Here is an 18,073-nt window from a genome sequence, read left to right as displayed (position 1 = left end):
CATGCCGCGTAAGGGACCCGCTCCGCGGCGGCCACTGGTCGCTGACCCGGTGTACAACTCGCCGCTGGTCACCCAGCTGGTGAACAAGATCCTGCTTCGCGGCAAGCGTCAGCTCGCCGAGTCCATCGTGTACGCGGCCCTCGAGGGCTGCCGCGAGAAGTCCGGCACCGACCCGGTCGTCACCCTCAAGCGGGCGATGGACAACGTCAAGCCGACTCTCGAGGTGCGCAGCCGTCGTGTCGGTGGCGCCACCTACCAGGTGCCGGTCGAGGTCCGCCCGACCCGGGCGACCACGCTGGGCCTGCGCTGGCTGGTCACCTACTCCCGCGCTCGTCGCGAGAAGACCATGGTCGAGCGGCTGATGAACGAGCTGCTGGACGCGAGCAACGGCCTCGGTGCCGCCGTCAAGCGGCGCGAGGACACGCACAAGATGGCCGAGTCCAACAAGGCCTTCGCGCACTACCGCTGGTAACACCCTGGTTCCGGCGCCCCCACGGGCGCCGGAACCGCCACCAGTTGAGTCGAGACGACGATAAGTAGGGATTGAAGTGGCCGCCGCAGACGCGCTCGCCAACGTACGCAACATCGGCATCATGGCGCACATCGATGCCGGTAAGACCACGACCACCGAGCGGATCCTGTTCTACACCGGCATCACGTACAAGATCGGTGAGGTCCACGAGGGCGCTGCCGTCATGGACTGGATGGAGCAGGAGCAGGAGCGTGGTATCACCATCACCTCTGCTGCTACCAAGTGTGAGTGGAAGGGCCACACGATCCAGATCATCGACACGCCCGGCCACGTCGACTTCACGGTCGAGGTCGAGCGGTCGCTGCGCGTGCTGGATGGTGCGGTCGCGGTCTACGACGGTGTCGCCGGCGTGGAGCCGCAGACGGAGAACGTCTGGCGGCAGGCCGACAAGTACAACGTCCCGCGTATGTGCTTCGTCAACAAGCTTGACCGGACCGGTGCCGACTTCTTCCGCTGCGTGCAGATGATGATCGACCGGCTCAACGCCACCCCGTTGGTGCTCCAGATCCCGATCGGGCTCGAGGGCGACCACATCGGCGTCGTCGACCTGATCGGCATGCGCGCGCTCACCTGGCGTGGGGAGACCCAGAAGGGTGACGACTACGCGATCGAGGAGATCCCGGCCGACCTGGCCGACTCCGCGGCCGAGTGGCGCGAGAAGCTGCTGGAGACCCTCGCCGACGTCGACGACTCGGTGATGGAGAAGTACCTGGAAGGCGAGGAGGTCTCCGTCGAGGAGATCAAGGCCGCCATCCGGCGTGCCACCATCGCCGGCAAGGCCAACCCGGTGCTGTGCGGCTCGGCGTTCAAGAACAAGGGCGTTCAGCCCATGCTCGACGCCGTGGTCGACTTCCTGCCGTCGCCGCTGGACGTTCCGGCCATCGAGGGTACGGCCACCGACGGCGAGACCCCGCTGATTCGGAAGCCGTCCAAGTCGGAGCCGTTCGCCGGGCTGGCCTTCAAGATCCAGACGGACAAGCACCTCGGCAAGCTCACCTACGTCCGGGTCTACTCCGGTCTGCTCGAATCCGGCTCCCAGGTGGTCAACTCCACCAAGGACCGCAAGGAGCGGATCGGCAAGATCTACCAGATGCACGCCAACAAGCGGGAAGAGCGTCCGTCGGCGCAGGCCGGCGACATCATCGCGGTGCAGGGTCTCAAGCAGACCACCACCGGCGACACGCTCTCCGACCCGGCGAACCCGGTGATCCTGGAGTCGATGACCTTCCCGGAGCCGGTCATCTCGGTGGCGATCGAGCCGAAGACCAAGTCTGACCAGGAGAAGCTCGGCACCGCGATCCAGCGGCTGGCCGAGGAGGACCCGACCTTCCGCGTCCGTCTGGACGAGGAGACCGGTCAGACCGTCATCTCCGGCATGGGTGAGCTGCACCTGGACATCCTGGTCGACCGGATGCGCCGCGAGTTCAACGTCGAGGCCAACGTCGGCAAGCCCCAGGTGGCATACCGCGAGACCATTCGCCGCAAGGTGGACAAGGTCGAGTACACCCACAAGAAGCAGACCGGTGGTTCCGGCCAGTACGCCCGCGTGATCGTGAGCGTCGAGCCGCTGCCGCTGGACAACGACTCGCCGACCTACGAGTTCGCCAACGCCGTCAGCGGCGGCCGGATCCCCCGGGAGTTCATCCCGTCGGTGGACGCCGGTGCGCAGGATGCGCTGCAGTACGGCATCCTCGCGGGCTTCCCGCTGGTCGGTGTGAAGCTGACCCTGCTGGACGGCCAGTACCACGAGGTCGACTCGTCGGAAATGGCATTCAAGATCGCCGGCTCGATGGTGATGAAGGACGCGGCCCGCAAGGCCGATCCCGCACTGCTCGAGCCGATGATGGCCGTTGAAGTCACCACTCCTGAGGAGAACATGGGTGACGTCATCGGTGACCTCAACTCCCGCCGCGGCATCATCCAGGCGATGGAGGAGCGCAGCGGCGCCCGCATCGTCCGGGCTCTGGTGCCGTTGTCGGAGATGTTCGGCTACGTCGGCGACCTGCGGTCGAAGACCCAGGGCCGGGCTAGCTACAGCATGCAGTTCGACTCCTACGCCGAGGTTCCGCAGAGCGTCGCGAAGGAGATCATCGCCAAGGCAACGGGCGAGTAAAGCCCTGAGCAGGTGATTCGTGGTTGGTCGCGGGAGGGTTCGCCCGCCCGCGACCACCACGATCGGATCGCGTGAGACCGGGCCTGTAGGCTTCATCGCCGCAGAACCCACAATGGCTCTCCGGCCGTCAGGCCGGAAAGGCTGTCGACAGAGTCCTAAGCGCCGACCGGCGCGCCGGGCGTACGAACCAAGAAGTCCACAGGAGGACACCAGTGGCGAAGGCTAAGTTCGAGCGGACTAAGCCGCACGTCAACATCGGCACCATTGGTCACATCGACCACGGTAAGACGACGCTGACGGCGGCCATCACCAAGGTCCTGCACGACCAGTACCCGGACCTGAACCCCTACACGCCGTTCGACGAGATCGACAAGGCGCCGGAGGAGAAGGCCCGCGGCATCACGATCTCGATCGCGCATGTCGAGTACCAGACCGAGACGCGTCACTACGCGCACGTCGACTGCCCTGGGCACGCCGACTACATCAAGAACATGATCACCGGTGCCGCGCAGATGGACGGCGCGATCCTGGTGGTGGCGGCGACCGACGGCCCGATGCCGCAGACCCGCGAGCACGTGCTGCTGGCCCGTCAGGTCGGTGTGCCGTACATCGTCGTGGCGCTCAACAAGAGCGACATGGTCGATGACGAGGAGCTCCTGGAGCTCGTCGAGCTTGAGGTGCGCGAGCTGCTCTCGTCGCAGGAGTACCCGGGTGACGACCTGCCGGTCGTTCGGGTTTCGGCGCTGAAGGCCCTCGAGGGTGACCCCGAGTGGACCAGCAAGCTGCTGGACCTGATGACCGCGGTCGACACCTCGATCCCGCAGCCGGAGCGCGAGGTTGACAAGCCGTTCCTGATGCCGGTTGAGGACGTGTTCACGATCACCGGTCGTGGCACCGTCGTCACCGGTCGCGTGGAGCGCGGCGTTCTCCTGCCGAACGAGGATGTTGAGCTCGTCGGTATCAAGGAGAAGAGCTTCAAGACCAAGGTCACCGCGATCGAGATGTTCCGGAAGACCCTGGACGACGCCCGCGCAGGCGAGAACGTCGGCCTGCTGCTGCGTGGCACCAAGCGCGACGAGGTCGAGCGCGGCATGGTCGTCGTGAAGCCGGGCTCGAACACCCCGCACACGGAGTTCGAGGCGACGGTCTACATCCTCTCCAAGGAGGAGGGCGGCCGGCACACCCCGTTCTTCCAGAACTACCGCCCGCAGTTCTACTTCCGGACCACGGACGTCACCGGTGTCGTCACCCTTCCCGAGGGCACCGAGATGGTCATGCCGGGCGACAACACCACCATGTCGGTGAAGCTGATCCAGCCCATCGCCATGGAGGAGAACCTCAAGTTCGCGATTCGCGAGGGTGGCCGCACCGTCGGCGCCGGGTTCGTCACCAAGATCCAGAAGTGAACTAGGTAACCCCGATTAGACCCGCCGCCAGTCGTGCGGCATACTAGTCAGGTTGCGTAACGACAGTTCGTCGCCTGTGTTCGGCTTTCGCTGAACCTCCGGGTGGCGAGGCAGTCGAGCGTGGGGTGGTTGGCGGCCCAGTCGCCAACCACCCTCGCACGGCGTTCAGGTCGCGGTAATGCGATCGACGCCTTGACCCACCGCGCGGTCAGCACCGCTCCGGAACCACGGGGCGGAGCCCGATCCGAGGGCGCGACACGCCCGACCGCGGGGGTCGGCGAAGTGGGCCTGTGCCAGCCGGTACAGGCGCCCGCAACACAGCGGCATCGAGAGAAGGAACAGAAGCCACCATGGCGGGACAGAAGATCCGCATCCGGCTCAAGGCCTATGACCACGAGGTCGTCGACTCCTCGGCTCGGAAGATCGTCGAGACCGTGACGCGCACCGGGGCGCAGGTCGCGGGCCCGGTGCCGCTGCCCACGGAGATCAACCGTTTCTGCGTTATCCGCTCGCCGCACAAGTACAAGGACTCGCGCGAGCACTTCGAGATGCGCACGCACAAGCGGCTGATCGACATCATCGACCCGACCCCGAAGACGGTCGACTCGCTCATGCGCCTCGACCTGCCGGCTGGCGTCGACATCGAGATCAAGCTGTAGGGACCGGACAATGGACAGGCAAGTCAAGGGGATCCTGGGCGCCAAGCTCGGCATGACCCAGGTCTGGGACAACAACCGTGTTGTTCCCGTGACCGTGGTCGAGGCCGGCCCGTGCGTCATCAGCCAGGTTCGTAGCGCCGAGAAGGACGGTTACTCCGCGGTCCAGCTGGCGTACGGCATCATCGACCCGCGCAAGGTCAAGAAGCCGATCAGCGGGCACTACGCCAAGGCGGACGTGGCGCCGCGCCGGCACATCGTCGAGCTGCGCACCACGGACGCTGGGGAATACTCGCTCGGCCAGGAAGTCACGGTCGAGGAGTTCCCGGTCGGCGTCACCATCGACGTCACCGGCAAGACCAAGGGCAAGGGTTACGCCGGCCCGATGAAGCGGCACGGCTTCCACGGTCTGCGCGCCAGCCACGGTGTCGAGCGTAAGCACCGCTCGCCCGGCTCCATCGGCGCCTGCGCCACTCCGGGTCGTGTCTTCAAGGGCACCCGGATGGCCGGCCGCATGGGTGGCGTTCGGTACACCGTGCAGAACCTCACCGTCCAGGCGGTCGACACCGAGAACAACCTCCTGCTCGTCCGGGGTGCCATTCCTGGCCCCAAGGGCGCGCTGGTTCTGGTCCGTACCGCGGCCAAGAGCAAGGTGAAGAAGGGCGGTGCGGCCAAGTGACCACCGTTGACGTGCGCACCGTCGAAGGCACCACCAGCAGCTCGGTCGAGCTGCCGGCGGACATCTTCGACGTGCAGGCCAACGTCGCGCTGATGCACCAGGTCGTGGTGGCCCAGCTCGCGGCGGCCCGACAGGGCACGCACAAGGCCAAGACCCGCGGCGAGGTCGCTGGTGGCGGCAAGAAGCCGTACAAGCAGAAGGGCACCGGTCGCGCCCGGCAGGGCTCGATCCGCGCGCCGCAGTTCGCCGGCGGTGGCGTCGTGCACGGTCCCGTGCCGCGCGACTACAGCCAGCGGACCCCGAAGAAGATGAAGGCTGCCGCGCTGCGCGGTGCCCTCTCGGACCGGGCTCGCGCCGGGCAGGTGCACGTCGTCGAGGCGTTCGTCTCGGGCGAGAAGCCGTCTACCAAGGCGGCCCTGGCCACGCTGACCAAGCTCACCGAGGCCCGTCGGGTCCTGGTCGTGCTTAGCAGCACCGACGAGCTGAACTGGGTGTCGCTGCGCAACGAGCCGCGCGTGCATCTGATCGAGTCCGGCCAGCTGAACACGTACGACGTGCTGGTGGCCGACGACGTGGTCTTCACCAAGGACGCCCTGGACGAGTTCCTGGGCGTGCCCGCCGAGACCACCGAGGAGGGTGGCAAGTGAGCACGATCGCCGACCCGCGCGACATCATCGTGGCGCCGGTCGTCTCGGAGAAGAGCTACAGCGAGCTGAACCGGAACTGGTACACCTTCCTGGTGCACCCGGACGCGAACAAGACCGAGATCAAGATCGCTATCCAGCAGATCTTCAACGTCCGCGTCCTGACGGTCAACACGCTCAACCGCCAGGGTAAGCGCAAGCGCACCAAGACCGGTTTCGGTCAGCGCAAGGCGACCAAGCGGGCGATCGTGAAGCTGGCTGACGGTGACCGTATCGAGGCCTTCGGCGGCCCGGTCAGCTGAGGGGTGTAGACAATGGCTATCCGTAAGTACAAGCCGACGACGCCGGGCCGACGTGGCTCCAGCGTCGCTGACTTCGCCGAGATCACCCGGTCCACGCCGGAAAAGTCGCTGCTGGCTCCGCTGCCGAAGAAGGGCGGGCGTAACGCCCACGGCCGGATCACCACGCGACACCACGGTGGCGGTCACAAGCGTCAGTACCGTCTGATCGACTTCAAGCGGGTCGACAAGGACGGCGTGCCGGCAAAGGTCGCTCACATCGAGTACGACCCGAACCGCACGGCGCGCATCGCGCTGCTGCACTACGCCGACGGCGAGAAGCGGTACATCATCGCGCCGAAGGACATGAAGCAGGGCGACCGCGTCGAGTCCGGTCCGGGCGCCGACATCAAGCCGGGTAACAACCTGCCGCTGCGCAACATCCCGGTCGGTACCACGATCCACAACGTGGAGCTGCGTCCGGGTGGCGGGGCCAAGCTGGCCCGTTCCGCGGGCGTCGGCATCCAGCTGCTCGGCCGCGAGGGCGCGTACGCGACCCTTCGTATGCCGTCCGGCGAGATCCGGCGTGTGGACGTGCGCTGCCGCGCCAGCATCGGCGAGATCGGCAACGCCGACCAGTCGAACATCAACTGGGGCAAGGCCGGCCGTATGCGGTGGAAGGGCAAGCGCCCGACCGTCCGTGGTGTCGCCATGAACCCGGTCGACCACCCGCACGGTGGTGGTGAGGGTAAGACCTCCGGTGGTCGCCACCCGGTCAACCCGCAGGGTAAGCCCGAGGGCCGCACCCGCCGTAAGGGCCAGCCGAGTGACCGGCTGATCGTCCGCCGCCGCTACGCCACGCGTAAGCGCGGCTGAGGGAGATAAGACATGCCTCGCAGCCTGAAGAAGGGCCCGTTCGTAGACGACCACCTGCTCAAGAAGGTGGAAGTACAGAACGACAAGGGCTCCAAGAACGTGATCAAGACCTGGTCGCGGCGCTCGACGATCATCCCCGAGATGCTGGGGCACACGATCGCCGTGCATGACGGACGCAAGCACGTCCCGGTGTTCGTGACCGAGGCGATGGTCGGGCACAAGCTCGGCGAGTTCGCGCTGACCCGCACTTTCAAGGGTCACGAGAAGGACGACCGGAAGAGCCGTCGGCGCTGACGCCGCGGGCATACGGATAGAGGGAACAAGGGGTTACAGCGATGCCAGGAAAGGGCGACGCTCCGGTGCTTCCGGGCGCGCGGGCGGTTGCGCGGCACGTGCGCATCTCGCCGATGAAGGCGCGCCGGGTGGTCAACCTCGTCCGCGGCCTGCCCGCGAAGGAGGCGCTCACGGTGCTGCAGTTCGCGCCGCAGGCTGCGAGCGAGCAGGTGTACAAGGTGCTCGCTAGCGCGATCGCCAACGCGGAGAACAACGAGCGGCTGGACCCCGACGCGCTGCTCGTCAGCGAGGCCTTCGTTGACGAGGGCCCGACGATGAAGCGGTTCCAGCCGCGGGCGCAGGGTCGGGCGTACCGAATCCGCAAGCGCACCTGCCACATCACCGTGGCGGTCGAAGCGGTCGCGCCGGCAGCGCCGAGGAAGGCCGCGGCGAAGAAGGCCGCCCCGGCCACGGAGGCCGCACCGGCCGAAGCGCAGAGCAAGACGGAGGACGCCGAGTAATGGGTCAGAAGGTTCACCCCACTGGGTTCCGGCTCGGCATCTCGACCGACTGGAAGTCCCGCTGGTTCGCAGACAAGCTCTACAAGGACTACATCGGCGAGGATGTCAAGATCCGCCGCATGATGTCCAAGGGCCTCGAGCGTGCCGGGATTTCCAAGGTCGACATCGAGCGCACCCGCGACCGGGTCCGGGTCGACATCCACACCGCCCGGCCGGGCATTGTCATCGGCCGTAAGGGTGCGGAGGCCGACCGGATCCGCGGCGAGCTTGAGAAGCTCACCGGCAAGCAGGTTCAGCTGAACATCATCGAGGTGAAGAACCCCGAGTCGGACGCTCAGCTTGTTGCGCAGGGCGTGGCCGAGCAGCTGTCCAGCCGGGTCAGCTTCCGTCGGGCGATGCGCAAGGCCATGCAGTCGGCGATGAAGAACCCGGTCTGCAAGGGCATCCGGGTTCAGGTCTCGGGTCGCCTCGGCGGCGCCGAGATGAGCCGGACCGAGTTCTACCGTGAGGGCCGGGTTCCGCTGCACACGCTGCGGGCCAACATCGAGTACGGCTTCTTCGAGGCCCGTACCACGTTCGGCCGGATCGGTGTGAAGGTCTGGATCTACAAGGGCGACGCCGTCATGGGCCGGGAGACTCCGGCCGAGGCCGGTCCGTCCCGCCCGCGTCGTGGTGAGCGTGGCGATCGTCCCGAGCGTCCGCGTCGTGGCCGGTCGGGTTCGTCCGGCACCACGGCCGGTGGCACCGAGGCCGGTCGGGCTGCTGCGACCACCATCGCGCAGCAGGCCGAGACGCCGAGCGGCGAGCCGGTCGACAGCGCAGCTGTCGCCGCCACGGCTTCCGCTCCGGCAGAAACGCAGCAGGAGGGCTGACAGATGCTGATGCCGCGCAAGCCCCCGAAGGGCTTCCGCAAGCCGCACCACCCGGACCGCAGTGGCGCGTCCAAGGGTGGTAACCGGGTGGTGTTCGGCGAGTTCGGGATCCAGGCTCTCGAGCCGGCGTACGTGACCAACCGGCAGATCGAGTCGGCGCGTATCGCGATGACTCGCCACATCAAGCGTGGTGGCAAGGTCTGGATCACGATCTTCCCGGACCAGGCCCTCACCAAGAAGCCTGCCGAGACCCGGATGGGTTCCGGCAAGGGCTCGCCCGAGTGGTGGGTCGCCAACGTCAAGCCGGGGCGGGTTCTCTTCGAGATGTCCTTCCCCAACGAGCAGACCGCGCGAGAGGCTATGCGTCGCGCGATCCACAAGCTCCCGATGAAGTGCCGCATTGTTACGCGCGAAGTGGGTGAATCCTGATGGCAGCGGGCGTTAAGGCGACCGAGCTGCGTGAGCTCTCCGAAGAGGAGCTGGTCACGAAGCTGCGGGAGGCCAAGGCGGAGCTGTTCAACCTCCGCGTGCAGGCCGCAACCGGGCAGCTGGACAACAACCGGCGGTTGCAGGTCATCCGTCGGGAGATCGCCCGGATCTACACGATCATGCGTGAGCGCGAGCTGGGGCTCTCGGCCGCGCCGACTGAGGTGACTGCATCATGACCGAAGAGACCGCCACCGCCGCCGCGCGGTCGCGCCGCAAGGTCCGCGAGGGCCTGGTGATCAGCGACAAGATGGACAAGACCGTCGTTGTCGAGGTCGAGGACCGGGTTCGGCACGCGCTGTACGGCAAGATCATGCGCCGTACGGCCAAGCTGAAGGTGCACGACGAGCAGAACGCCGCTGGCACCGGCGACCGGGTTCTCATCATGGAGACCCGGCCGCTGAGCGCCACCAAGCGTTGGCGGATCGTGGAGATCCTGGAAAAGGCCAAGTAGCGAAGGCTCGAGCCCGGCGTTGCGTCGGGCGTAGGTTCCGCCAGGCTCCGGCCGCTACGGCGGCCGGAGAACCGGCAGACATAGGAGATAGACGTGATTCAGCAGGAGTCGCGACTGCGCGTCGCCGACAACACGGGTGCTCGGGAGATCCTTTGCATCCGGGTTCTCGGTGGCTCGGGTCGGCGCTACGCGAGCATTGGCGACGTCATCGTGGCCACGGTCAAGGACGCGATCCCGGGTGCCGGTGTGAAGAAGGGCGACGTCGTCAAGGCGGTCATCGTTCGCACGGCCAAGGAGAGGCGCCGGCCGGATGGCTCGTACATCCGCTTCGACGAGAACGCCGCCGTCATCATCAAGGACGGCGGGGACCCGCGTGGTACCCGCATCTTCGGCCCGGTGGGCCGGGAGCTGCGTGACAAGCGGTTCATGAAGATTATTTCCCTCGCGCCGGAGGTGTTGTGACCGTGAAGGTCAAGAAGGGCGACACGGTCGTCATCATCGCCGGCAAGGACAAGGGCGCCAAGGGCAAGGTCATTGCGGCCTACCCGCGGCAGGACAAGATCCTGGTTGAGGGCGTGAACCGGGTCAAGAAGCACACTCGAATCAGCACCACCCAGCGTGGCGCCAAGACCGGCGGCATCGTCACTCAGGAGGCCCCGATCCACGTCTCGAACGTGCAGGTCCTGGACTCCGACGGCAAGCCGACCCGCGTCGGTTACCGGTTCGACGACAACGGCCAGAAGGTCCGCATCGCGCGTAGCACCGGTAAGGACCTGTGATGACCACGGCTACCGAAAAGACCATGCCGCGCCTCAAGGAGCGGTACCGCAACGAGATCGTGGCCCAGCTGCGTGAGCAGAACAGCTACGGCAACCCCATGCAGGTGCCGCGGCTGGTCAAGATCGTCGTCAACATGGGTGTCGGCGAGGCTGCTCGCGACGCCAAGCTGATCGACGGTGCGGTCCGCGACCTCGCCACGATCACCGGCCAGAAGCCGCAGGTGCGGCGGGCGACCAAGTCCATCGCGCAGTTCAAGCTCCGCGAGGGCATGCCGATCGGCGCGAAGGTCACCCTTCGTGGCGACCGGATGTGGGAGTTCATGGACCGGCTGCTCTCCATCGCGCTGCCGCGTATCCGTGACTTCCGCGGCTTGGACGGGCGCAAGCTGGACGGGCACGGCAACTACACGTTCGGTCTGACCGAGCAGTCTGTGTTCCACGAGATCGACCAGGACCGGATCGATCGCCCGCGGGGCATGGACATCACGGTGGTCACCACCGCCACGACCGACGACGAGGGCCGGGCGCTGCTCAAGCTCCTGGGCTTCCCGTTCAAGGAGAACTGAGATGGCCAAGAAGGCGCTGATCATCAAGGCGGCCGCGAAGCCGAAGTTCTCGGTTCGCGCGTACACCCGCTGCCAGCGGTGCGGGCGTCCGAAGGCGGTCTACCGCAAGTTCGGGCTCTGCCGGATCTGCATCCGGGAGATGGCTCACCGCGGTGAGCTGCCGGGCGTGTCCAAGGCTTCCTGGTAAGGGCGACCGCGTCCCGGCCGTCGGCCGGGAACTCCTGCACCGATTAGGTATTGCTCTTCGCCGTAGGCCCGGGGCTGATGCTCCGGGAACCCCGGCGAGAAAGGCTGACGAAATCCATGACGATGACCGACCCGATCGCAGACATGCTCACGCGTCTGCGTAACGCCAACCAGGCGTACCACGATCAGGTGAAGATGCCCTACTCCAAGATCAAGGCGAATATCGCCGAGGTCCTGAAGGCCGAGGGTTACATCGCCACCTGGTCGGTCGAGGAGCCCGAAGAAGGCGCCGTCGGCAAGCGACTGGTCGTCGAGCTGAAGTACGGCCAGAGCCGCGAGCGGAGCCTGGCCGGCATCAAGCGCGTGTCCAAGCCCGGTCTCCGGGTGTACGCCAAGTCGGACGGGCTCCCGCGGGTGCTCGGTGGGCTGGGCGTGGCGATCATTTCGACGTCCCAGGGGCTGCTGACCGACCGGCAGGCCCGCAAGCGGAGTGTTGGCGGGGAAGTCCTCGCCTTCGTCTGGTAACGGGAGACAGGTAGAAATGTCGCGAATTGGACGTAAGTCGATCCCGGTACCAGCCGGCGTCGACATCACGATCGACGGGCAGACCGTCAAGGTCAAGGGCCCCAAGGGCCAGCTCCAGCACACCCTCGCCGAGCCGATCTCGATCGAGCGGGCCGAGGATGGGCAGCTGAGCGTCAACCGGCCGAACGACGAGCGCAAGGCCAAGGAACTCCACGGCCTGAGCCGTACGCTGGTTGCAAACATGATCGTCGGGGTCACCGAGGGCTACCGTAAGAGCCTGGAGATCGCCGGCACCGGTTACCGGGTCACCGCCAAGGGTTCGGACCTCGAGTTCGCGCTCGGGTTCTCGCACCCGGTGATCGTCCCCGCCCCGGCGGGCATCACCTTCACGGTGGAGCGGCCGACCCTGTTCCACGTGGCTGGCATCGACAAGCAGCAGGTCGGTGAGGTCGCCGCCAACATCCGGAAGATCCGCCCGCCGGAGCCCTACAAGGGCAAGGGCGTCAAGTACCAGGGCGAGGTCATCCGCCGCAAGGCTGGAAAGGCAGGTAAGAAGTGAGCGCCACGCTGCTCAAGCGCCGCCGCGGCGTCGCCGCCAAGCGCGCCGTTGGGCGTGCGCGTCGGCACTTCCGCGTCCGCAAGAACGTCAGTGGTACGGCCGAGCGTCCGCGCCTGGTCGTCACCCGCTCGCTGCGGCACATGGTCGCCCAGGTCGTCGACGACACCAAGGGTCACACCCTGGCGTCGGCGTCGAGCCTGGACGCCTCGCTGCGCGGTGCGGAGGGCGACAAGAGCGCCCTTGCTGGCAAGGTGGGCGCGCTGCTCGCCGAGCGGGCCAAGGCCGCCGGCGTCTCCAAGGTCGTCTTCGACCGCGGTGGCAACCGGTACGCGGGGCGAGTCGCCGCGCTTGCCGACGCCGCCCGCGAAGCCGGGCTCGAGTTCTAACAACCCCGTCACGAGAGATAAGGAAGGCTGCTGATGCCAGGTCAACAGCGCCGTGGCGGCGGGTCCGGTGGCAACGAGGGTGGTCGCCGCGACAACCGCCGTGAGGGCGGCCGCGGAAACGCGCCCGTCGAGAAGACCCCGCACCTTGAGCGGGTCGTCGCGATCAACCGCGTCGCCAAGGTCGTGAAGGGTGGTCGTCGCTTCAGCTTCACCGCCCTCGTGATCGTGGGCGACGGCGACGGCACGGTCGGCGTGGGCTACGGAAAGGCCAAGGAGGTGCCCGCGGCTATCGCCAAGGGTGTCGAGGAGGCCAAGAAGCACTTCTTCAAGGTCCCGCGGATCGGTCAGTCGATCCCGCACCCGGTGACGGGCGAGGACGCCGCTGGTGTGGTGCTGCTCAAGCCGGCTTCGGCCGGTACGGGTGTCATCGCCGGCGGTCCGGTGCGCGCCGTGCTGGAGTGCGCCGGGATCCACGACGTTCTTTCGAAGAGCCTCGGCTCCTCGAACCCGATCAACATCGTGCACGCCACCGTGGCGGCCCTGAAGGGGCTTGAGTCCCCCGAGCAGGTCGCAGCGCGTCGTGGCCTGCCGGTGGAGGACGTCGCGCCGGCCGCCATGCTGGCGTCGCGTGCGGGGGTGGCGCGCTGATGGCACGCCTGAAGGTCACCCAGCTCCGGTCCGGGATCGGGACCAAGCACAACCAGCGTGAGTCGCTGCGTTCGCTCGGTCTCAAGCGGATCAACGACGTGGTGGTCAAGGAGGACCGGCCCGAGATCCGCGGCATGATCTTCACTGTGAGCCACCTCGTGAAGGTCGAGGAGGTCGAGTAATGACGATCAAGGTTCACCACCTGCGCCCGGCACCCGGGTCCAAGACCGCGAAGACCCGTGTGGGTCGCGGTGAGGGCTCCAAGGGCAAGACGGCTGGTCGCGGTACCAAGGGCTCGAAGGCCCGTAAGAACATCTCGGCGGCGTTCGAAGGTGGGCAGATGCCCATCCACATGCGCCTTCCGAAGATGAAGGGCTTCAAGAACAAGTTCAAGGTGGTCTTCCAGGTGGTCAACCTGGACCGACTCGCTGAGCTGTTCCCGAACGGTGGCCAGGTCGGCCCGCTGGAGCTCGTCGAGTCCGGCGCGGTCCGCAAGGGTCACCCGGTCAAGGTCCTCGGCACCGGGGACCTCGGCGGTGTGGCGCTCCAGGTGTCTGCGCACGCGTTCAGTGCGTCGGCCAAGGAGAAGATCGCTGCTGCCGGTGGCTCCGCCACCGAGCTGTAAGGCATACGACCCATGGCGCCCGTCCAGTTGTGAGCAACTGGCGGGCGCCATGGTCTGCCTGGGCCCTGAGCGCCCGGTAATATCGGAATCGATTTATGTAGTCGGGCGCATCTGCCCGGACCGGGGTGGGGCTGTTAGAGTCCCATCCCAGCCATGGATTGCGGGCACTCGCCCGTGATCCACCCCGACCCGCCAGGGATCACCGGCGGCCCGCCTCGCGCAGGAGGAAGAAGTTGCTGTCCGCCTTTCTCAGTGCGTTCCGTACGCCTGACCTGCGCAAGAAGCTGCTGTTCACAGTAGGCATCATTGCGGTCTACCGGCTGGGTGCAACGCTCCCCAGCCCGGGCGTCTCGTACGGCAACGTGCAGAAGTGCCTCGACACCATCCAGGGTGACACCACCGGGGTCGTGAACCTGCTCAACCTCTTCTCCGGCGGAGCGCTGCTACAGCTCTCGGTCTTCGCGCTGGGCATCATGCCCTACATCACCGCGTCGATCATCCTGCAGCTGCTGACCGTCGTGATCCCGCGCCTCGAGCAGCTCCGCAAGGAGGGCCAGGCCGGTCAGGCGAAGATTACCCAGTACACGCGCTATCTGACCCTGGGTCTCGGTGTGCTGCAGGCCTCGGCGTTCGTGGCCCTGGCCCGCTCCGGGCAGCTCTTCCAGAACCGCTGCGACCAGTTCCCGATCATCCCCACCGGCACCGGCATCCCGAACTGGCTGACCCTGGCCATCCTGGTGATGACGATGACCGCCGGCACCGGCATGGTCATGTGGCTCGGTGAGCTGATCACCGACCGCGGCGTCGGCAACGGCATGTCCGTCCTGATCTTCACCTCGATCGCGGCGCGGCTGCCCAGCGAGGGTTGGCAGATCAAGACCAGCAAGGGCTGGGACATGTTCGCCCTGGTCATCGCGCTGGTCCTGGTGGTCATCACGGCGGTCACCTTCATCGAGCAGGCGCAGCGCCGGATCCCGGTGCAGTACGCCAAGCGGATGATCGGCCGGCGGATGTACGGCGGCACCTCGACCTACATCCCGCTGAAGGTCAACCAGGCGGGTGTGATCCCGGTCATCTTCGGCTCGTCGCTGCTCTACCTGCCGCAGTTGGCTCTGCAGTTCTTCGACACGACCGACCCGGGCAAGACCCAGGCGTGGATCCAGAACAACCTGGTCAACCCGAGCAGCCCGATCTACATCGGGGTCTACTTCCTGCTGATCATCTTCTTCACGTACTTCTACGTCTCGATCACGTTCAACCCGACCGAGGTCGCGGACAACATGAAGAAGTACGGCGGGTTCGTGCCGGGCATCCGTCCGGGCAAGCCGACTGCCGACTACCTGGACTTCATCCTCAGCCGGATCACCCTGCCGGGCGCGCTCTACCTCGGCGTCATCTCGATCCTGCCGAACTTCTTCTTCATCTGGCTGGACAACCAGCAGTACCAGAACTTCCCGTTCGGCGGCACCGCTGTGCTCATCATGGTCGGCGTCGGTCTGGAGACCGTGAAGCAGATCGAGAGCCAACTCATGCAGCGGAACTACGAAGGGTTCCTGCGGTAGATGAGACTCGTTCTGGTTGGGCCACCGGGTGCGGGCAAGGGCACGCAGGCCGAGTTCATCGCCGCACACCTGTCGGTGCCCAAGATTTCGACCGGAGACATCTTCCGGTCGAACGTCACCCAGGGCACGCCGCTCGGTGTCGAGGCGAAGCGGTACATGGACGCTGGCGAGCTGGTTCCGGACGAGGTCACCATCAACATGGTCCGGGACCGGCTGGCCGAGCCCGACGCCAGCGAGGGTTTTCTGCTCGACGGCTTCCCGCGGACCACTCCGCAGGCTGCCGCCCTGGACAAGCTCCTCGCCGATCTGGGCACCGCCCTGGATCTGGTCCTGGAGCTGGTGGTCGACGACGACGAGGTGATCCGGCGTCTGTCCGGTCGGCGTACCTGCCGGGGCTGCGGCAAGATCTGGCACGTCGAGTTCGACGCCACCACCCGGTCCGGCATCTGTGACCGGTGCGGCGCCGAGCTGTTCCAGCGCGACGACGACAAGCCGGAGACGATCGCCACCCGGCTTCGCGAATACAGCGAGAAGACCGCACCCCTGGTCGACTACTACGGCGCTCAGGGCAAGCTGGTTGGGATCGACGCCACCGGCCCGGTGGAGGACGTCACCAGCCGGGCCATCGATGCGCTGCGGTCGTACGGCGGCTGAGGTCCGGCCGGGCCACGGCGGATAGAGTGCGAACAGCGGGGTACGCCTGACGTGCCCCGCTGTTCGGCAACGAAAGGTAATCGCTCCATGCGTCGTCCCCAGCTGGACATCCAGCTGAAGACCCCTGACCAGATCGAGAAGATGCGGGCCGCCGGGCTGGTGGTGGCCGAGGCGCTTCGCCGGATGCGGGAGGCTGTCGCCCCCGGTGTGAGCACTGCCGATCTGGACGCCATCGCCGAGTCGACCATCCGCGAGGCGGGTGGCGTTCCGTCGTTCAAGGGCTATCACGGTTTCCCGGCGTCGATCTGCTCCTCGGTCAACGAGCAGGTCGTGCATGCCATCCCGTCGCCGGAGCAGGTGCTCCAGGCCGGTGATCTGATCTCCATCGACTGTGGTGCGGTGCTGGACGGGTGGCACGGCGACTCCGCGATCACCGTCGGGGTCGGCGACGTCGACCCGGCGCTGCTGAAGATGGCCGAGGTCGCCGAAGACGCGATGTGGGCTGGCATCGCCGCGGCAGCGCGGGGCGCGGCCAGCGGCAAGGGCCGACTCACCGACATCTCGCACGCGGTGGAGACCGCCGTCCGCAAGGGCGGCCGGTACGGCATCGTCGACGGCTACGGCGGGCACGGCATCGGCACCGAGATGCACCAGGACCCGCACGTGCTCAACCATGGTCGGCCGGGCAAGGGGCCCCGACTGGTCCCCGGCATGGCGTTGGCCATCGAGCCGATGATCACGATGGCGTCGCCGCGTACGGCCGAGTTGGCCGACGGGTGGACGGTGGTCACCCGGGACGGTTCGATGGCGGCGCACGTCGAGCACTCGATGGCTCTGCTGCCGGACGGGGTCTGGGTGCTCACCGCGTTCGACGGAGGCCGAGCCCGCCTGGGCAACCTGGTAACCGCCCGCCAACCCGCCGCCTCAACAACCCCCTAACCCCCCAGGCCCCCCAGGGCCCCCCGGGCCCCCCACCCCGACCGTCGATCATGAAGTTATTGCCACGACACGCCGCTGGTCCGGGCAACAACTTCATGATCGACCGGTGTCAGGGGGTCGGACACGGTTGGCGTGACGGTGGCATGCTTGCCAGCATGGACGGGCAGGACGGAATGCGAGCCGCGGACGCGGACCGTGCGGCGGTGGCCGACCGGTTGCGGGTCGCCCTCAACGAGGGTCGATTGGACCTGCACGAGTACGACGAGCGGTTGCAGCGGGCCTACGCGGCGCGCACGTACGCCGAGCTGGAGGCTCTGCTCACAGATCTGCCGCCGGTGACGCCGTCGCAGTCGTCGGTCCTGGCACCGGCCTCGGGCACCGCGACGACTGTCAGCCCTCTGGGCGGCCAGCCCGATCAGGCGCCGGCCGGTGGCGTCACCGCCCGCTGGTTGGGTGAGGTGTGGTTCCCGTACCTGAGGGTGATCGCCATCGTGGTGACCATCTGGGCGGTGACGTCGCTGCTCAGCCAGCAGCCGCTCTACTTCTGGCCGGCCTGGGTGGCGGGGCCCTGGGGCGCGGTGCTGGTGATCCGTACGGTCACGGGGTTGACCGGGGGAGAGCCCCGGCGCCAGGCGATCGAGCGGGAGCGTCGGCGGCAGCGCAAGCGGGCGAAGCGGGAACGTCAGCGGGAGCTGCGTGCCGGTGAATCGGATGAACGGGACGACCCACAGCCTGCTGGCTGACCGCTGACGGTGGTCTCGTGAAGATCATCGGGGCTCCGGACGAGGGCTCCGCACCCGCCACGGCGGCCCGATGGGTGGCCGGTTTGGCGACCGCCCGGAGGCGGGCGTACA

At 67.0% G+C, this 18,073-nt stretch carries 28 protein-coding genes; all 28 read left to right on the top strand.

Annotated elements, in window-relative coordinates; genetic code table 11:
- Position 1 precedes the first annotated feature (1 nt).
- The 28 genes from rpsG to PCA76_RS28905 all read left to right on the top strand — a co-directional run bounded on the left by rpsG (position 2) and on the right by PCA76_RS28905 (position 17,962).
- A complete protein-coding gene (gene rpsG / locus PCA76_RS29040) occupies positions 2-472 on the top strand; it encodes a 30S ribosomal protein S7 (RefSeq protein ID WP_007465317.1) in 471 nt (156 codons plus the stop codon).
- A gap of 76 nt (positions 473-548) precedes the next feature.
- Positions 549-2,645, top strand: a complete 2,097-nt coding sequence (gene fusA / locus PCA76_RS29035; RefSeq protein ID WP_272613592.1) for an elongation factor G — start codon at positions 549-551, stop codon at positions 2,643-2,645.
- Positions 2,646-2,857: 212 nt separating this feature from the next.
- Positions 2,858-4,051, top strand: coding sequence for an elongation factor Tu (gene tuf, locus PCA76_RS29030; protein ID WP_272613591.1), 1,194 nt, complete (start codon positions 2,858-2,860; stop codon positions 4,049-4,051).
- A 350-nt stretch (positions 4,052-4,401) separates the two neighbouring features.
- A complete protein-coding gene (gene rpsJ / locus PCA76_RS29025; RefSeq protein ID WP_007073037.1) occupies positions 4,402-4,710 on the top strand; it encodes a 30S ribosomal protein S10 in 309 nt (102 codons plus the stop codon).
- Between the two features lie 10 nt (positions 4,711-4,720).
- Positions 4,721-5,386 (top strand): 50S ribosomal protein L3, encoded by a 666-nt coding sequence (gene rplC / locus PCA76_RS29020; protein ID WP_272613590.1) that lies wholly within the window; start codon positions 4,721-4,723, stop codon positions 5,384-5,386.
- Complete coding sequence (rplD, locus tag PCA76_RS29015) at positions 5,383-6,033, top strand: 50S ribosomal protein L4 (RefSeq protein WP_007465305.1); 651 nt, start codon at positions 5,383-5,385, stop codon at positions 6,031-6,033. Before rplC ends, rplD begins: the two co-directional genes overlap by 4 nt.
- Positions 6,030-6,332, top strand: a complete 303-nt coding sequence (rplW, locus tag PCA76_RS29010) for a 50S ribosomal protein L23 (RefSeq protein WP_007465304.1) — start codon at positions 6,030-6,032, stop codon at positions 6,330-6,332. Before rplD ends, rplW begins: the two co-directional genes overlap by 4 nt.
- A 12-nt stretch (positions 6,333-6,344) precedes the next feature.
- Positions 6,345-7,184: a 50S ribosomal protein L2 gene (gene rplB, locus PCA76_RS29005; protein ID WP_030329891.1), complete on the top strand. Its 840-nt coding sequence runs from the start codon at positions 6,345-6,347 to the stop codon at positions 7,182-7,184.
- A 12-nt stretch (positions 7,185-7,196) separates the two neighbouring features.
- Complete coding sequence (rpsS, locus tag PCA76_RS29000; protein WP_007465299.1) at positions 7,197-7,478, top strand: 30S ribosomal protein S19; 282 nt, start codon at positions 7,197-7,199, stop codon at positions 7,476-7,478.
- Between the two features lie 41 nt (positions 7,479-7,519).
- Positions 7,520-7,978 (top strand): 50S ribosomal protein L22, encoded by a 459-nt coding sequence (gene rplV, locus PCA76_RS28995; RefSeq protein WP_007465297.1) that lies wholly within the window; start codon positions 7,520-7,522, stop codon positions 7,976-7,978.
- Positions 7,978-8,850 carry a 30S ribosomal protein S3 gene (gene rpsC, locus PCA76_RS28990; protein WP_272613589.1) on the top strand — a complete coding sequence of 291 codons (873 nt, stop codon included), beginning with the start codon at positions 7,978-7,980 and terminating at the stop codon, positions 8,848-8,850. Before rplV ends, rpsC begins: the two co-directional genes overlap by 1 nt.
- 3 nt (positions 8,851-8,853) lie before the next feature.
- Entirely contained in the window at positions 8,854-9,279 is a 426-nt protein-coding gene (rplP, locus tag PCA76_RS28985; RefSeq protein ID WP_053653940.1) for a 50S ribosomal protein L16, read from the top strand.
- Positions 9,279-9,515, top strand: a complete 237-nt coding sequence (rpmC, locus tag PCA76_RS28980) for a 50S ribosomal protein L29 (RefSeq protein WP_007465283.1) — start codon at positions 9,279-9,281, stop codon at positions 9,513-9,515. Before rplP ends, rpmC begins: the two co-directional genes overlap by 1 nt.
- Entirely contained in the window at positions 9,512-9,790 is a 279-nt protein-coding gene (gene rpsQ, locus PCA76_RS28975) for a 30S ribosomal protein S17 (RefSeq protein WP_030489590.1), read from the top strand. Before rpmC ends, rpsQ begins: the two co-directional genes overlap by 4 nt.
- A gap of 93 nt (positions 9,791-9,883) precedes the next feature.
- Positions 9,884-10,252 carry a 50S ribosomal protein L14 gene (rplN, locus tag PCA76_RS28970; RefSeq protein WP_023358185.1) on the top strand — a complete coding sequence of 123 codons (369 nt, stop codon included), beginning with the start codon at positions 9,884-9,886 and terminating at the stop codon, positions 10,250-10,252.
- Positions 10,249-10,569, top strand: a complete 321-nt coding sequence (rplX, locus tag PCA76_RS28965) for a 50S ribosomal protein L24 (RefSeq protein ID WP_272613588.1) — start codon at positions 10,249-10,251, stop codon at positions 10,567-10,569. The genes rplN and rplX overlap by 4 nt, the downstream gene beginning before the upstream one ends.
- Positions 10,569-11,135, top strand: a complete 567-nt coding sequence (gene rplE, locus PCA76_RS28960) for a 50S ribosomal protein L5 (RefSeq protein ID WP_336298028.1) — start codon at positions 10,569-10,571, stop codon at positions 11,133-11,135. The genes rplX and rplE overlap by 1 nt, the downstream gene beginning before the upstream one ends.
- 1 nt (position 11,136) lies before the next feature.
- Positions 11,137-11,322: a type Z 30S ribosomal protein S14 gene (locus PCA76_RS28955; RefSeq protein ID WP_272613587.1), complete on the top strand. Its 186-nt coding sequence runs from the start codon at positions 11,137-11,139 to the stop codon at positions 11,320-11,322.
- 116 nt (positions 11,323-11,438) lie between these two features.
- Positions 11,439-11,846, top strand: coding sequence for a 30S ribosomal protein S8 (rpsH, locus tag PCA76_RS28950; RefSeq protein WP_272613586.1), 408 nt, complete (start codon positions 11,439-11,441; stop codon positions 11,844-11,846).
- Between the two features lie 16 nt (positions 11,847-11,862).
- Positions 11,863-12,405 (top strand): 50S ribosomal protein L6, encoded by a 543-nt coding sequence (gene rplF / locus PCA76_RS28945; RefSeq protein WP_272613585.1) that lies wholly within the window; start codon positions 11,863-11,865, stop codon positions 12,403-12,405.
- The gene (gene rplR, locus PCA76_RS28940; protein ID WP_272613584.1) at positions 12,402-12,791 is read left to right on the top strand and encodes a 50S ribosomal protein L18; all 390 of its coding nucleotides are present in this window, start codon (positions 12,402-12,404) and stop codon (positions 12,789-12,791) included. Before rplF ends, rplR begins: the two co-directional genes overlap by 4 nt.
- Positions 12,792-12,824: 33 nt before the next feature.
- On the top strand, positions 12,825-13,439 hold the full coding sequence (gene rpsE / locus PCA76_RS28935; RefSeq protein ID WP_007465263.1) for a 30S ribosomal protein S5: 615 nt from the start codon (positions 12,825-12,827) through the stop codon (positions 13,437-13,439).
- Complete coding sequence (rpmD, locus tag PCA76_RS28930; RefSeq protein WP_007465262.1) at positions 13,439-13,621, top strand: 50S ribosomal protein L30; 183 nt, start codon at positions 13,439-13,441, stop codon at positions 13,619-13,621. Before rpsE ends, rpmD begins: the two co-directional genes overlap by 1 nt.
- A complete protein-coding gene (rplO, locus tag PCA76_RS28925) occupies positions 13,621-14,064 on the top strand; it encodes a 50S ribosomal protein L15 (RefSeq protein WP_088950230.1) in 444 nt (147 codons plus the stop codon). The genes rpmD and rplO overlap by 1 nt, the downstream gene beginning before the upstream one ends.
- Positions 14,065-14,297: 233 nt before the next feature.
- On the top strand, positions 14,298-15,626 hold the full coding sequence (gene secY / locus PCA76_RS28920) for a preprotein translocase subunit SecY (RefSeq protein WP_272613583.1): 1,329 nt from the start codon (positions 14,298-14,300) through the stop codon (positions 15,624-15,626).
- On the top strand, positions 15,627-16,280 hold the full coding sequence (locus tag PCA76_RS28915; protein WP_272613582.1) for an adenylate kinase: 654 nt from the start codon (positions 15,627-15,629) through the stop codon (positions 16,278-16,280).
- An 87-nt stretch (positions 16,281-16,367) separates the two neighbouring features.
- Complete coding sequence (map, locus tag PCA76_RS28910; RefSeq protein ID WP_272613581.1) at positions 16,368-17,219, top strand: type I methionyl aminopeptidase; 852 nt, start codon at positions 16,368-16,370, stop codon at positions 17,217-17,219.
- A 155-nt stretch (positions 17,220-17,374) separates the two neighbouring features.
- Positions 17,375-17,962 carry a DUF1707 SHOCT-like domain-containing protein gene (locus PCA76_RS28905; RefSeq protein WP_272613580.1) on the top strand — a complete coding sequence of 196 codons (588 nt, stop codon included), beginning with the start codon at positions 17,375-17,377 and terminating at the stop codon, positions 17,960-17,962.
- The last annotated feature ends 111 nt before the right edge of the window (positions 17,963-18,073 follow it).

The sequence above is a fragment of the Micromonospora sp. LH3U1 genome, from assembly GCF_028475105.1.
In the GTDB taxonomy this organism is placed as follows: domain Bacteria; phylum Actinomycetota; class Actinomycetes; order Mycobacteriales; family Micromonosporaceae; genus Micromonospora.
Note: the sequence above shows the minus strand (reverse complement) of the source record. Positions and strands in the feature narration are given on the sequence as shown.

Bases quoted from the DNA above. Each gene is read 5' to 3' on its own strand.
- rpmC (WP_007465283.1), top strand. From the start codon at position 9,279: ATGGCAGCGGGCGTTAAGGCGACCGAGCTGCGTGAGCTCTCCGAAGAG.
- PCA76_RS28905 (WP_272613580.1), top strand. From the start codon at position 17,375: ATGGACGGGCAGGACGGAATGCGAGCCGCGGACGCGGACCGTGCGGCG.
- rpsS (WP_007465299.1), top strand. From the start codon at position 7,197: ATGCCTCGCAGCCTGAAGAAGGGCCCGTTCGTAGACGACCACCTGCTC.
- rplF (WP_272613585.1), top strand. From the start codon at position 11,863: ATGTCGCGAATTGGACGTAAGTCGATCCCGGTACCAGCCGGCGTCGAC.
- PCA76_RS28955 (WP_272613587.1), top strand. From the start codon at position 11,137: ATGGCCAAGAAGGCGCTGATCATCAAGGCGGCCGCGAAGCCGAAGTTC.
- rplB (WP_030329891.1), top strand. From the start codon at position 6,345: ATGGCTATCCGTAAGTACAAGCCGACGACGCCGGGCCGACGTGGCTCC.
- rpsE (WP_007465263.1), top strand. From the start codon at position 12,825: ATGCCAGGTCAACAGCGCCGTGGCGGCGGGTCCGGTGGCAACGAGGGT.
- rpmD (WP_007465262.1), top strand. From the start codon at position 13,439: ATGGCACGCCTGAAGGTCACCCAGCTCCGGTCCGGGATCGGGACCAAG.
- rplP (WP_053653940.1), top strand. From the start codon at position 8,854: ATGCTGATGCCGCGCAAGCCCCCGAAGGGCTTCCGCAAGCCGCACCAC.
- rplO (WP_088950230.1), top strand. From the start codon at position 13,621: ATGACGATCAAGGTTCACCACCTGCGCCCGGCACCCGGGTCCAAGACC.
- map (WP_272613581.1), top strand. From the start codon at position 16,368: ATGCGTCGTCCCCAGCTGGACATCCAGCTGAAGACCCCTGACCAGATC.
- rpsJ (WP_007073037.1), top strand. From the start codon at position 4,402: ATGGCGGGACAGAAGATCCGCATCCGGCTCAAGGCCTATGACCACGAG.
- rplV (WP_007465297.1), top strand. From the start codon at position 7,520: ATGCCAGGAAAGGGCGACGCTCCGGTGCTTCCGGGCGCGCGGGCGGTT.
- rpsH (WP_272613586.1), top strand. From the start codon at position 11,439: ATGACGATGACCGACCCGATCGCAGACATGCTCACGCGTCTGCGTAAC.
- rpsG (WP_007465317.1), top strand. From the start codon at position 2: ATGCCGCGTAAGGGACCCGCTCCGCGGCGGCCACTGGTCGCTGACCCG.
- rplE (WP_336298028.1), top strand. From the start codon at position 10,569: ATGACCACGGCTACCGAAAAGACCATGCCGCGCCTCAAGGAGCGGTAC.
- PCA76_RS28915 (WP_272613582.1), top strand. From the start codon at position 15,627: ATGAGACTCGTTCTGGTTGGGCCACCGGGTGCGGGCAAGGGCACGCAG.
- rpsQ (WP_030489590.1), top strand. From the start codon at position 9,512: ATGACCGAAGAGACCGCCACCGCCGCCGCGCGGTCGCGCCGCAAGGTC.
- rplC (WP_272613590.1), top strand. From the start codon at position 4,721: ATGGACAGGCAAGTCAAGGGGATCCTGGGCGCCAAGCTCGGCATGACC.
- rpsC (WP_272613589.1), top strand. From the start codon at position 7,978: ATGGGTCAGAAGGTTCACCCCACTGGGTTCCGGCTCGGCATCTCGACC.